The following is a 12796-nucleotide window of genomic DNA, read 5'->3' as shown; positions in this document are numbered from 1 at the left end:
CAGATGCAAGTGGTTTGCAATAGCGTTCGACCATGCGCCATCGAACGCTGGAGAAAGCATGTCCCCGCGCCGCCGTTTCCTGAGCCTGCTCGCTGCTGCCCCGCTGGCGCTGGGTCTCGCCTTCGATCCTCTGACCGCGCTGGCGCAGGCCGCGTCCGGCAAGCCGCTGCTTGTCGTCACCACTTTCACGGTGATCCAGGACATCGCCCAGAACGTCGCCGGCACGGCGGCGATCGTCGAGTCGATCACCAAGCCCGGCGCCGAGATCCACGACTACCAGCCGACGCCGCTCGACGTGGTCAAGGCGCAGTCGGCCGATCTCGTGCTCTGGAACGGCATGAATCTCGAGCGCTGGTTCGAGCGCTTCTTCGACAATGTGAAGAACGTGAAGAGCGCGGTGGTGACCGAGGGCATCGTGCCGATGGGCATCAAGGAGGGGCCCTATGAGGGCAAGCCCAACCCGCATGCCTGGATGTCGACGGCAAGCGCGCTGATCTATGTCGAGAATATCCGCAAGGCGCTGAGTGAGGCCGATCCGGCGAATGCCGAGACCTATGCCAGGAACGCCGCCGCCTATGCCGCGCAGATCCAGGCGATGGACGCGCCGCTGCGCGCAAGGCTCGACAAGGTGCCGGAGGACAAGCGCTGGCTCGTCTCCAGCGAGGGCGCCTTCAGCTATCTCACGCGCGACTATGGCTGGCGCGAAGCCTATCTCTGGCCGATCAATGCCGATGAGCAGGGCACGCCGCAGCAGGTGCGCCGGCTGATCGACCTCATCCGCAAGAACAAGCTCCCGGCTGTGTTCAGCGAGAGCACGATCTCGGATCGGGCCGCCAAGCAGGTGGCGCGCGAGACCGGGGCGAAATATGGCGGCGTGCTCTATGTCGACTCGCTCTCCGATGCGCGCGGCGCCGTGCCGACCTATCTGAAGCTGCTGGAAGTCACCGTCGACACTATCGCCAAGGGATTTGGCCAGTGAACCTGCACCGCCCGGTAGCGCCGCTGCTCGCGGCGGAAGGCGCGCCCTCGATCACGGTTGAGGGCGTCACCGTGAGCTATGCCAACGGCGTCACCGCCGTGAACGACGCCTCCTTCGGGCTCGGGCCGGGCACGATCTGCGCGCTGGTCGGCATCAACGGCTCCGGCAAATCGACGATCTTCAAGACGCTGATGGGCTTCCTGAAGCCGGCTGCCGGCCTCGTGCGGATCGCCGGACTCGAGGTGCAGCGGGCGCTGAAGCGTGGCCTTGTCGCCTATGTCCCCCAGGCTGAGGAGGTCGACTGGACCTTTCCGGTTCTGGTCGAGGACGTCGTGATGATGGGGCGCTATGGCCATATGGGCTTCCTGCGCCTGCCGCGGAAGGCCGATCGCGAGGCGGTGGAGCAGGCGCTGGCCCGGGTCAACATGCTCGATTTCCGCCGCCGCCAGATCGGCGAGCTCTCGGGCGGGCAGCGCAAGCGCGTCTTCCTGGCGCGTGCGCTGGCGCAGGGCGGGCAGGTGATCCTGCTCGACGAGCCGTTCACCGGCGTCGACGTCAAGACCGAGGACCAGATCGTCTCGCTGATGCGCGAGCTCAGGGCCGAAGGGCGGCTGATGCTGGTCTCGACCCATAATCTCGGCTCGATCCCGGAGTTCTGCGACCAGGTCGTGATCATCAACAAGACCGTGCTGGCGGCGGGGCCGACCGAGACCACCTTCACCCAGGAGAACCTGCAGCGGGCCTTCGGCGGCGCGCTCCGGCATTTCCGGCTCGAGGGCACGGCCCTGCACGACGATGCCGATGCCCGGCGGATCACCGTGCTCACCGACGATGAGAGGCCGCTCGTGCTCTATGGCGAGCGCGACCATGAGAAGCTGGCGAGCGGCAGCACGGACGACAAGCCATGATCGAATTCCTGCTCGAGCCCTTCGGCTACCAGTACATGGTCAAGGCGATCTGGGTCTCGGCCCTGGTCGGCGGGGTCTGCGCCTTCCTCTCCTGCTATCTGATGCTGAAGGGCTGGTCGCTGATGGGCGATGCGCTGGCGCATGCGATCGTCCCCGGCGTTGCGCTCGCCTATCTGCTGAAGGTGCCCTATGCCGCCGGCGCCTTCTTTTCCGGGCTGCTCGCGGCGCTCGCCATGGCGCTGGTCAGGGTGCGCACGCAACTGCGCGAGGACGCGGTGATCGGCATCGTCTTCACCAGTTTCTTCGCCATCGGCCTGCTGATCGTCTCGATCAACCCGACCTCGGTCAATGTCCAGTCGATCGTGCTCGGCAACATCCTCGGCATTTCCGACGAGGACGTGATCCAGGTCGCGATCATCACGCTGGTCTCGCTCGCGATCCTGCTGGCGCGCTGGAAGGACCTGATGCTGGTCTTCTTCGACGAGAACCATGCCCGCAGCGTCGGGCTGAACCCGCTCAGGCTGAAGATCCTGTTCTTCGTCCTGCTCAGTGCCTGCACGGTCGCTGCGCTGCAGACGGTCGGTGCCTGCCTCGTCATCGCCATGGTGGTGACGCCGGGGGCTACCGCCTATCTCATGACCGATCGTTTCGGCCGGCTGATCGCGATCGCGGTGACGATGGGCGTCGTCACCTCGGCGGTCGGCGCCTATGTCAGCTACTTCCTCGACGGCTCGACCGGCGGGCTTATCGTCGTCTTCCAGACCCTGCTGTTCCTCGCCGCCTTCGTCTTCGCGCCGAAGCATGGAAGGCTGGCGGCGCGGCGGGCGGCGAGTGCGAGGGCTTCCGCATGAGCCTCGTCCAGACCTGGCTGCTCGCCCCCTTCGCGCACGAGTTCATGCAGCGCGGCCTGATCGTCGCGGTGATGGTCGGCCTGGCCTGTGCCGTGCTCTCCTGCTTCCTCGTGCTCAAGGGCTGGTCGCTGATGGGCGACGCAGTCTCGCATGCGGTGCTGCCCGGCATCGTGCTCGCCCATATCGCCAGCCTGCCGCTGGCGCTCGGCGCCTTCGCCGCGGGGCTCGGCTGCGCCTTCGGCATCGGCTATCTCAAGGAGAACAGCCGGGTGAAGGAGGACACGGTGATGGGCATCGTCTTCTCCGGCATGTTCGCGCTTGGCCTCGTGCTCTTCGTCAAGGTCGATAGCGACCAGCACCTGATGCACATCCTCTTCGGCAACATGCTCGGTGTGACTTGGGCCGACATCGCCGAGACCGCGCTGATCGCGCTGCCGGTTACTGCGATCATGCTGCTGAAGCGGCGCGACTTCCTGCTGCACGCCTTCGATCCCGGTCATGCGCGCGCCATCGGTCTGCCGGTCAGGGCGCTGCATTTCGGCCTGCTCGCCTTGCTGGCTTTGACTATCGTTGCGGCGCTGAAGGCGGTCGGCATCATCCTGGTCGTCGCCATGCTGGTGGCGCCGGGCGCGATCGGTTACCTGACGAGCCGCCGTTTCGACCTGATGCTGCTGGTCGCGATCGCCTCGGCGACGGCATCGAGCGTCGCCGGCACGATCCTCTCCTTCCATCTCGACGCCGCGACCGGCCCCTGCATCGTCGTGGTCCAGGGCGGGTTCTTCGCCCTGGCGCTAGCCTCCAATCTCTGGCGGGCGAGCCGGCGCCGGGCCTCGAGCGCCGTCGCCGGAGACTTCACGAAAGCGTGATTGCCAGGAATAATGGCTCGGCTGGGGCGTTTGGCATCGGTCGGCATTTCCCTGTCGGCCTTCGAGGAGCGCGTGCATCATGGCCGAAACCGATCTCGATCGCCGCCGCCTGCTGCGCGGCAGCCTGTTCGGGCTACCCTTGCTCGCCGTCTTCGCGACGGTGATCGGCAGCGCCCCGGCGCGGGCGGACGATGATGACGACGACGATGATGATGACCGCCGTCGCCGTCGGCGCCGCTACTGGCGGGAGCGTGAACGTGAGCGCCAGTATTGGCGGCAGCGTGAACGCGAGCGCTATTATCGCCGTCGCCGCGATTACGACGACGACGATTGAGCACCGTCGCGCGCCCGGCCCCGCTGGCCGGCCGTGCGATCAGGCGATCACGCCCGCTTCCTGCAAGAGCGCGAGGCGTTCCGCGTCGAGTCCGAGCTCGGCGGTGAGCACCTCCCGCGTGTCCTGGCCGAGATCGGGCGGCAGACGTCCCACCGGGGCGCGCGCGCCGTCGAGCCGGTAGGGCGGCGCGAGCACGGTGCCGGTGCTGCCGTCCGGCCGCGGGCTCTCGACCACCATCCCGGCCTGCTGCGCGCGGGCCGAACGCAAGGCCTCGTGCAGGCCGAGCACTTCGCCGCAGGGGATCGCATGCGCACTCATCCGCGCCAGCAGTTCGGCGCGGGGCCGGGCTCGCAATTCGGCTTCGATCACCGTGATCAGGGCGGCGCGGTGCACGGTGCGCTGCAGATTGGTGCGGAAGCGCTCATCCTCGAGCAGATCGGGACGCTCGATCACCTGCCGGCAGAAGCGCTCGAACTGGGCATTGTTGCCGACGGTGACGACGAGCGCGCCATCGGCCGCCTCGAAGACGCCGTAGGGCACGATCGAGGGATGGGCGTTGCCATAGCGCGGCGGGTCCTCGCCGAGCGCCAGCGCCTCCAGCGCATAATAGGCGCCGATGGTCATGCCGGAATCGAACAGAGCGAGCTCGACATGGCGGCCCTTGCCGGTGCGGCCGCGCTGGACGAGCGCGGCGAGCACGGCCTGCGCCGCATATTGCCCGGTGAAGAGATCGACGGCGGCGACGCCGAATTTCAGCGGCGGCTGGGTCGGCTCGCCGTTCAGCGCCATCAGCCCGGCCTCGCCCTGGATCACGAGGTCATAGCCCGGCCGCGTCGCCTCCGGCCCGTCCGAGCCATAGCCGGCGATCGAGCAGTAGATCAGCCCGGGATTCTCGGTGCTGAGCGCGGCATAGCCGAGGCCGAGCCTGTCGGCGCCGCCGGTCTTGAAGTTCTGGATCACCACGTCCGCCTTCGCCGCCAGCGCACGCACGATGGCGAGGCCCTCGGGCTGGGCGAGATCGACGCCGACCGAGCGCTTATTGCGGTTGACGCTGTTGAAATAGCAGGTGTTGCGGCCGCCGACGCGGATGCCCCAGTCGCGGGTGTCGTCGCCGCGCAGCGGATGCTCGATCTTGATCACCTCGGCGCCGAGATCGCCGAGCACCTGGCCGCACCAGGGCCCGGCCAGGATGCGCGAGAGATCGAGCACGCGGATGCCGGCGAGCGGCAGGTCGAGTTCGCTCATGAGCCCATCACGCCTTCCAGGCTGGCGGCGAAGGCGATCAGGCGCGGGCGCACCTCATCGAGCAGGAAGCCTTCGTCAAGGATGACGGTCGGCGCGCCGCAATTGATCGACATCGGCGGCAAGCCGCCCCCGGGGCGGAAGCCGACCGCGATCGAGCTCACCGTCGGCTGCCATTCGCCGAAGGAGCGCACGCAGCCGGTCTCGCGGTATTCGGCCAACGCCCGCTCGACGCCTTCGCGCAGGCGCGGCCAGGCGGTCTCGTCGACCGAGCGCACATCTTCGAGGATGGCCTCGCGCTCGGCCTCGTCGCAGATGGCGAGATAGGCCCGGCCCATGGCGCTGCGGCAGAGCGAGAGCCGCGAGCCGACATCGATGTTGAGCGCGATCGCCGCCTCGCCGCGGCAGCATTCGACATAGCGCATGCCGAGCCGGTCGCGGACGCCGAGGCCGACCGAGGCGTTGGAGAAGGCGGCGAGCTCGCGCATGCCGGGCCGGGCGATGCGGCGCACGTCGAGCCCGGCGAGGGCGGTGGCGCCGAGTGCGATCGTCGCGGTGCCGAGCCGGTAGCTGCCGCTCTCCGGCATGGCCTGGAGATAGCCGAGCCGCGTCAGCGTATGGGTCAGGCGCGAGACCGTCGAGCGCGCGAGGCCGCAGCGCCGGGCGATCTCGGAATTGACGAGCGCCTCCTCGCCGCGCCGGAAGCAGGAGAGCAGTTCGAGCCCACGCGCCAGCGCCGTGATGAAATGCCGGTCCTCGCCCGCCTCCGCGGCGGGCGCGCGGGCCGGCCGCCCGGGCCTTGCGCGCTGCTGAGGAGCGGCCGCGGGCATCGCCTCAGCGCTTCATCAGGAAGGCGGCGAAGGCGGCCTGTGCTTCGGCCGACATCAGGCGTTCGCCGAAATGGCGGGCTTCGGTGGCGATGGTTTCGGCGGTCGCGGCGGCGCTGCCGCGCTTCAACAGCAGCTTGGTCAGTGCGACCGATTGCGGCGGCAGGGCGGCGAGCGCCTTCGCCTTCTCGATCGCCAGCGGGAGGGCCTCGCCGACTTCGGTGACAGCGTTGAGGAGGCCGGCCTCCTGCGCCACTTCCGGGCTGAAGATCTCGCCGAGCATCAGGAGTTCGGCGGCGCGCTTGGAGCCGGCGATCAGCGGCAGCAAATAGCTCGAGCCGCCCTCCGGGCAGAGGCCGAGCGCGACGAAGGGCAGGCGGAAGCTCGCGCCCTTGCCGGCGAAGGCGAGGTCGCAATGCAGCAGCATGGTGGTGCCGATGCCGACGGCGAAGCCTTCGACCGCGGCGACGATCGGCTTCTTGGCGGTCGAGATCGCGTTGAGGAAGTCGATGGCGATGCGCGCCCCGACGCCGGTGGCGGCCGCGGCGGCGAAATCCTTGATGTCGTTGCCGCTGGTGAAGCAGCCGCCGGCGCCGGTCAGGACGATGGCGCGGACGCCCGCATCGGCATCGGCGGCGGCGAGCGCGTTGATCAGGCCCTGATAGGTCGCCCGGTCGAGCGCATTGCGCCGGTCCGGCCGGTTCATGGTGATCTGCCGCACGCCCTCGGCAACGTCTTCGCTCAGCACCGTCTCGGTCATTGTCCTGTTCTCTTTTTCAAGGGGCGGGCAGGGCCGCGCAAGTCCGGCGGTCGCGTTGCGGTATCGGTCAGAGCAGGCGGGCTCTCGCCTGCTCGTATTCGTTCTTCAGGCGGGCGATCACCTCGGCCACGGGCGGGGCGTCGTCGATCAGGCCGACGCCCTGGCCGGAGCCCCAGATATCGCGCCAGGCCTTGGCCGAGCCGGAGCCGAAGCTCATCTTGCTCTTGTCGGCATGGGGCAGGTCGTCGGGGTCCAGCCCCTGAGCCGCGATGCTCGGCTTGAGGTAATTGCCGGGCACGCCGGTGAAATAGGGGGTGTAGACGATGTCGGCGGCCGAGGCGCCGACGATCATCTCCTTGTAGCCCTCGGCGGCGTTCGCCTCCCGGGTCGCGATGAAGCGGGTGCCGATATAGGCGAGGTCCGCCCCCATCGCCTGCGCCGCCAGGATGGCGCCGCCGCTGGCGATCGCGCCCGACAGGATGATCGGCCCGTCATAGAAGCGCCGGACCTCGCCGACGAGAGCGAAAGGCGACAGCGTGCCGGCATGACCGCCGGCGCCGGCGCAGACCAGGATCAGCCCATCGACACCGGCCTCCAGCGCCTTTTCCGCATGGCGGATCGTGGTCACGTCATGGAAGACGAGGCCGCCATAGGAGTGGACCGCCTTGACCACCGCATCGGGCGCACGCAGCGAGGTGATGACGATCGGCACCTGATGGCGCACGCAGGCTTCCATGTCGTGCTGGAGCCGATCGTTCGAGGCATGGACGATCTGGTTGACGGCGAAGGGGGCGATCCTGCGGGCAGGATCGGCGGCCTTGGCGGCAGCGAGCTCGGCCTTGATGCGCGTCAGCCAGATGTCGAGCTGGTCGGCCGGACGGGCATTGAGCGCCGGAAATGAGCCGACAACGCCGTTGAGGCATTGTGCGATCACCAGTTCCGGGCCGGAGACGATGAACATCGGCGAGCCGATCACCGGAAGCGAAAGCGATTGCGCGAGGCCAGGCGGGAGGGACATGCGGGCGGCTCTTGGGCAGGCGTTGCAGTGGGTCGACTGAGGCCGACGATGTTCGAGCGGTCGCGGGCGGTCAAGCACTGCCAGTCATTATTCTGCATTGCAGAATGAAACGCGCCTTTCGAAATTGAGACGCCGATGCGAGCTTGACAAGAGCGGGTATGGCCGGGTCCCTAGCAGGGAAACCTACAGAAGAACATTCCGCCTGGCGCAACGTGCGCGAGATTCGGGGGAGCCCGCAGATGCTGACCGTCAAGATCGCCCATCAGGGTGCCGTCGCGGTGGCGACCATCGACAATCCGCCGGTCAATGCGCTGGGAGTGGCGCTGCGCCGCGATCTCGCCGCCGCGGTGACCGAGGTCATGGCCGATCCAGAGGTCGAGGCGCTGGTCATCGCCGCTGCGGGCAAGGCCTTCATTGCCGGCGCCGATATCAGCGAGTTCGGCAAGCCTCTGGCCCAGCCGATCCTGCCGGAGGTGCTCGATCTCATCGAGAATGCAGCGAAGCCGGTGGTCGCGGCGATCCAGGGCGTCGCGCTCGGCGGCGGGCTCGAAGTCGCGCTCGCCTGCCATGGCCGGGTCGCTCTGCCGGCGGCGAAGCTCGGCCTGCCCGAGATCAAGCTCGGCATCATTCCCGGCGCTGGCGGCACGCAGCGCCTGCCACGCCTGATCGGTGCCGCCAAGGCCTTTCCGATGATGCTGTCGGGCGAGCCGGTCGCGGCGCAGAAGGCGCTGGACCTCGGCTTGGTCGACCGGGTGGTCGAAGGTGATCTCGTCGCGGCGGCTGTCGGTTTGGCGCAGGAGCTCGCCGCGAAGGGCAGGCCGCGCAAGACCGGCGAGCTTGCCGACAAGCTGACGCCGGCCGATCGCGAGGCCTTCGAGGCGCTGGCCAGGGACGCGACCGCGAAGTCGGGCGACATGCCGAATGCGATGGCGCTGATCGAGGCGGTGCGCGGCGCCTTCACGCTGCCGCTGGCCGAGGGTCTCGCCAATGAACGGGCCCTGTTCGCCAGGCTGGTGGTCGACGAGCGCTCCAAGGCGCTGCGCCATGCCTTCTTCGCCGAGCGCGAGGCCGCGAAGGTTCCGGGCATCGACGAGAGCGTCAAGCCGCGGCCGATCGCGCGCGCGGCGGTGATCGGCGCCGGCACCATGGGCGGCGGTATCGCTATGTGCTTCGCCAATGCCGGCATCCCGGTGACGCTGATCGAGACCTCGCAGGAGCAGGTGGAGAAGGGCCATGCCCGCATCCGCGACACCTATGGCTTCTCGGTGAAGCGCGGCTCGATGACCGAGGCCACGCGCGAGCAGCGCATGGCGCTGATCACGCCCGCGGTCGGCATCGCCGCCGCCGCAGAGGCGGATATCGTGATCGAGGCGGCTTTCGAGGAGATGGGCGTCAAGCGCGAGATCTTCGGCGCGCTCGACAACGTCGCGAAGCCCGGCGCGGTCCTCGCCAGCAACACCTCCTATCTCGACCTGACCGAGATCGCCGCGGCGACGACGCGCCCGGCCGATGTGCTCGGCATGCATTTCTTCAGCCCGGCCAATGTGATGAAGCTGCTCGAGATCGTGCGGCCGGATGGCGTCGCCGCCGATGTGCTGGCGACCGCGATCGCGCTCGGGCGCCGGCTCGGCAAGGTGCCGGTCGTGGTCGGCAACTGCTTCGGCTTCGTCGGCAACCGCATGCTGGAGCAGCGCACCCGCGCCGCCGAGCGGCTGCTCGTTGCCGGCGCCCTGCCGCACGAGGTCGATGCGGCGCTGACCGGCTTCGGCTTCAAGATGGGGCCGTTCGCGATGTCCGACCTCGCCGGCAACGATATCGGCTGGCGCAGCCGCAAATCGCGCGGCAAGACCGCGGCCGTGGCGGATGCGATCTGCGAGCGCGGCTGGTTCGGCCAGAAGACCGGGCGCGGCTATTACCTCTATCCGGAAGGCGCGCGTGCCGGGCAGCGCGATCCGGAGGTCGAGGCGCTGATCGCCGATGTCTCGGCGAAGCAGGGCGTTGCCCGCCGCCGCTTCACCAGCGAGGACATCCTGGCGCGGCTGCTCGACCCGATGGTCAACGAGGGCGCGCGCATCCTGGAAGAAGGCATTGCGACGCGTTCCGGGGACATCGATATCGTCTGGCTCACCGGCTACAACTGGCCGGCCTGGCGGGGCGGGCCGATGCACTGGGCCGAGGCCGTCGGCCTCGACGTGATCGTCAAACGGCTGGAGGAGCAGGCGGCTGAAAGCGGCGATGCCTCGCTCCAGCCGGCGCCGCTGCTGCGTCGGCTCGCCGCCGAGGGCAAGGGCTTTGCGGTGCTGAAGGCGGCCTAGGAGGCAGAGCAGCCGGCCGTTCGGCAGAGTCAGATCAGATCACCGATAGAGGACACCCCAGCTCCATGACCGAAGCCGTCATCGTCTCGACCGCCCGCACGCCGATCGGCAAGGCCCATCGCGGCGCCTTCAACCAGGTGCGGGGCGCCGACATGGCTGCCCATGCGATCCGTCACGCCATGGCGCGGGCAAAACTCGAGCCGGAGGCGGTCGAGGAGGTCGTGATGGGCTGCGGCTATCCGGAGGCCGCGACGGGCCTCAACGTCGCGCGCCATGCCGCGCTGGTCGCCGGGATTCCGGTGCAGTCGGCCGGCGTCACGGTCAGCCGCTTCTGCGCCTCCGGGCTGGAGGCTATTGCCCATGCGGCGCGGCGGGTCGTGATGGACGGCGTGCCGGTCGCGGTCGGCGGCGGCGTCGAGTCGATCAGCCTCGTGCAGCCGGTGACGAGGCGCGAGCTGGCGCTGAACGACTGGCTGACCGCCAACAAGCCCTCGATCTACACGACGATGATCGAGACGGCCGACAATGTCGCGCAGCGCTATGGCATTTCGCGCGAGGCGCAGGATGCCTTTTCTTTGGAAAGCCAGCGCCGCACCGCCGCCGCCCAGCAGCGCAGGCTCTTCGATGACGAGATCGTGCCGATGAACGCGGTGATGGCGGTGACCGACAAGGCGACCGGCGAGGTTCGTCAGGAGGAGGTGACGCTGGCGAAGGACGAGGGCAACCGGCCCGACACGACGCTGGAGGCGCTGGCCAAGCTGAAGCCGGTGCGCGGCGAGGACCAGTTCATCACCGCCGGCAATGCAAGCCAGCTTTCGGACGGCGCCTCGGCCAGCGTGGTGATGTCGGCGCAGGAAGCGAAGCGTCGCGGGCTGGAACCGCTCGGCATCTTCCGGGGCTTCGCCGCTGCCGGCTGCGAGCCTGACGAGATGGGCATCGGCCCGGTCTTCGCGGTGCCGCGCCTGCTCGAGCGCAACGGTCTCAAGGTCTCCGACATCGATCTCTGGGAGCTGAACGAGGCCTTCGCCTCGCAGTCGCTCTATTGCCGCGACCAGCTCGGCATCGATCCTGAGAAGGTCAACGTCAATGGCGGGGCGATCGCGATCGGCCACCCCTTCGGTATGAGCGGGGCGCGCCTTGTCGGCCATGTGCTGCTGGAAGGCCGCCGGCGCAAGGCGCGCTATGCGGTCGTCACCATGTGCGTCGCCGGCGGCATGGGCTGCGCCGGGCTGTTCGAGATCAATTCGTAAGCGAGCGCCATGGCCGGGCCTGACCCGACCATCTCGAAAGCCAGCATTCGCGACGGAAGATTCTCGGGTCTGCGCTTCGCTTCGCCCGAGAATGACAGGAGGTACCCATGGACCTGCGGTTCACGCCCGAGGAACTGGCCTTCCGCGACGAGGTCCGCCGGTTCTTCCGCCATGAGATTCCGGCCGAGATCCGGCGCAAGGTCTCGGAAGGGCGGGGGCTGGCGCGGGAGGACCATGTCACCTCGCAGCGGATCATGAACGCCAGGGGCTGGGCGGTGCCGCACTGGCCGAGGGAATGGGGCGGGCAGGGCTGGACGGCGATCCAGCGCTACATCTTCACCGAGGAGATGCTGCTCGCCGCCGTGCCGCTGCCGCAGCAGTTCAACTGCTACATGGTCGGGCCGGTGATCGCCGCCTTCGGCTCGCAGGCGCAGAAGGAGCGGTACCTCGCCCGCATCGCCAATCTCGACGACTGGTGGTGCCAGGGCTTTTCCGAGCCCGGCGCCGGCTCCGACCTTGCCTCGCTCAAGACCAAGGCGGTGCGCGAGGGCGACCACTACATCGTCGACGGGCAGAAGACCTGGACGACGCTCGGCCAGCATGCCGACTGGATCTTCTGCCTGGTGCGGACCGACCCGGCGGCGAAGAAGCAGGCTGGCATCTCCTTCCTGCTGATCGACATGAAGACGCCGGGCATCAGCTTGCGGCCGATCATCACGCTGGAAGGCCGGCACGAGGTCAACGAGGTCTTCTTCGACAAGGTCAGGGTGCCCGCCGAGAACCTCGTCGGCGAGGAGAACAAGGGCTGGGACTATGCCAAGTTCCTGCTCGCCAACGAACGCACCGGCATTGCCCGCATCGGCCTCTCCAAGGAGCGCATGGCGCGTATCAGGCGCCTTGCGCAGGAGATGCCGGCGGGCGAGGGCACGATGTGGGATGACCGCGACTTCCGCGAGCGCTTCGCCGGCGTCGAGATCGAACTGAAGGCGCTGGAGATCACCCAAATGCGGGTCGTCGCGGCCCAGGCGCGCGACCCAGGCAGGCCGGACCCGGCCTCCTCGATCCTCAAGATCAAGGGCTCGCAATTGCAGCAGGCGACGACGGAGCTCCTGCTTGAAGTCGCCGGCCCCTTCGCGCTGGCGGCGCCCGAGCGGGGCGCCGAGCCGACCAATGACTGGCCCTTCGACCATGACTGGGCCGATGCGGCGGCCGCGAGCTATTTCAACAACCGCAAGGTCTCGATCTATGGCGGCTCGAACGAGATCCAGAAGAACATCATCGCCAAGGCGGTCCTGGGATTGTGACGATGGGCTCGACCTCTTGCTATCCGCCGCCGTCATCCCGGGCCTGACCCGGGATTTATCCTAGGGTGCCGACGCCCTGCGATGGATCCCGGAGCGGCGCGGCTTTGCCGCTTGTCCGGGATGACGGTGCGGATGGGACGAC

At 68.4% G+C, this 12796-nt stretch carries 12 protein-coding genes; 8 read left to right on the top strand and 4 right to left on the bottom strand.

Annotated features, from left to right (window positions below; translation table 11 throughout):
* Nucleotides 1–58 precede the first annotated feature (58 nt).
* From ACWGRX_RS08500 to ACWGRX_RS08480, 5 genes are all read left to right on the top strand, one after another.
* On the top strand, nucleotides 59–979 hold the full coding sequence (locus ACWGRX_RS08500; protein WP_452117191.1) for a metal ABC transporter substrate-binding protein: 921 nt from the start codon (nucleotides 59–61) through the stop codon (nucleotides 977–979).
* The gene (locus tag ACWGRX_RS08495) at nucleotides 976–1887 is read left to right on the top strand and encodes a manganese/iron ABC transporter ATP-binding protein (RefSeq protein ID WP_452117190.1); all 912 of its coding nucleotides are present in this window, start codon (nucleotides 976–978) and stop codon (nucleotides 1885–1887) included. The genes ACWGRX_RS08500 and ACWGRX_RS08495 overlap by 4 nt, the downstream gene beginning before the upstream one ends.
* Nucleotides 1884–2738, top strand: coding sequence for a metal ABC transporter permease (locus tag ACWGRX_RS08490; RefSeq protein ID WP_291642114.1), 855 nt, complete (start codon nucleotides 1884–1886; stop codon nucleotides 2736–2738). Before ACWGRX_RS08495 ends, ACWGRX_RS08490 begins: the two co-directional genes overlap by 4 nt.
* Nucleotides 2735–3604, top strand: coding sequence for a metal ABC transporter permease (locus ACWGRX_RS08485; protein ID WP_452117189.1), 870 nt, complete (start codon nucleotides 2735–2737; stop codon nucleotides 3602–3604). The genes ACWGRX_RS08490 and ACWGRX_RS08485 overlap by 4 nt, the downstream gene beginning before the upstream one ends.
* A gap of 79 nt (nucleotides 3605–3683) precedes the next feature.
* Nucleotides 3684–3938: a hypothetical protein gene (locus ACWGRX_RS08480; protein ID WP_452117188.1), complete on the top strand. Its 255-nt coding sequence runs from the start codon at nucleotides 3684–3686 to the stop codon at nucleotides 3936–3938.
* A gap of 39 nt (nucleotides 3939–3977) precedes the next feature.
* Here the strand turns inward: ACWGRX_RS08480 and ACWGRX_RS08475 are convergent, their stop codons facing one another.
* From ACWGRX_RS08475 to ACWGRX_RS08460, 4 genes are all read right to left on the bottom strand, one after another.
* Nucleotides 3978–5183: a CaiB/BaiF CoA transferase family protein gene (locus ACWGRX_RS08475; protein WP_452117187.1), complete on the bottom strand. Its 1206-nt coding sequence runs from the start codon at nucleotides 5181–5183 to the stop codon at nucleotides 3978–3980.
* Nucleotides 5180–6010: an IclR family transcriptional regulator gene (locus tag ACWGRX_RS08470; protein WP_452117186.1), complete on the bottom strand. Its 831-nt coding sequence runs from the start codon at nucleotides 6008–6010 to the stop codon at nucleotides 5180–5182. Before ACWGRX_RS08470 ends, ACWGRX_RS08475 begins: the two co-directional genes overlap by 4 nt.
* 4 nt (nucleotides 6011–6014) lie before the next feature.
* Nucleotides 6015–6767, bottom strand: a complete 753-nt coding sequence (locus tag ACWGRX_RS08465; protein WP_452117185.1) for an enoyl-CoA hydratase-related protein — start codon at nucleotides 6765–6767, stop codon at nucleotides 6015–6017.
* Nucleotides 6768–6834: 67 nt separating this feature from the next.
* Entirely contained in the window at nucleotides 6835–7785 is a 951-nt protein-coding gene (locus ACWGRX_RS08460) for an NAD(P)H-dependent flavin oxidoreductase (protein WP_452117184.1), read from the bottom strand.
* A gap of 239 nt (nucleotides 7786–8024) precedes the next feature.
* Between ACWGRX_RS08460 and ACWGRX_RS08455 the strand changes: the two genes are divergently transcribed.
* The 3 genes from ACWGRX_RS08455 (at nucleotide 8025) to ACWGRX_RS08445 (ending at nucleotide 12654) form a co-directional block, all read left to right on the top strand.
* The gene (locus ACWGRX_RS08455) at nucleotides 8025–10100 is read left to right on the top strand and encodes a 3-hydroxyacyl-CoA dehydrogenase NAD-binding domain-containing protein (RefSeq protein WP_452117183.1); all 2076 of its coding nucleotides are present in this window, start codon (nucleotides 8025–8027) and stop codon (nucleotides 10098–10100) included.
* A 65-nt stretch (nucleotides 10101–10165) separates the two neighbouring features.
* Nucleotides 10166–11350, top strand: coding sequence for an acetyl-CoA C-acyltransferase (locus ACWGRX_RS08450; RefSeq protein ID WP_452117182.1), 1185 nt, complete (start codon nucleotides 10166–10168; stop codon nucleotides 11348–11350).
* A 107-nt stretch (nucleotides 11351–11457) separates the two neighbouring features.
* A complete protein-coding gene (locus ACWGRX_RS08445) occupies nucleotides 11458–12654 on the top strand; it encodes an acyl-CoA dehydrogenase family protein (protein ID WP_452117181.1) in 1197 nt (398 codons plus the stop codon).
* Nucleotides 12655–12796: the final 142 nt, after the last annotated feature.

Source organism: Allobosea sp. NPDC055594 (assembly GCF_053618995.1).
This window is presented reverse-complemented; position numbering and strand designations above follow the sequence as displayed.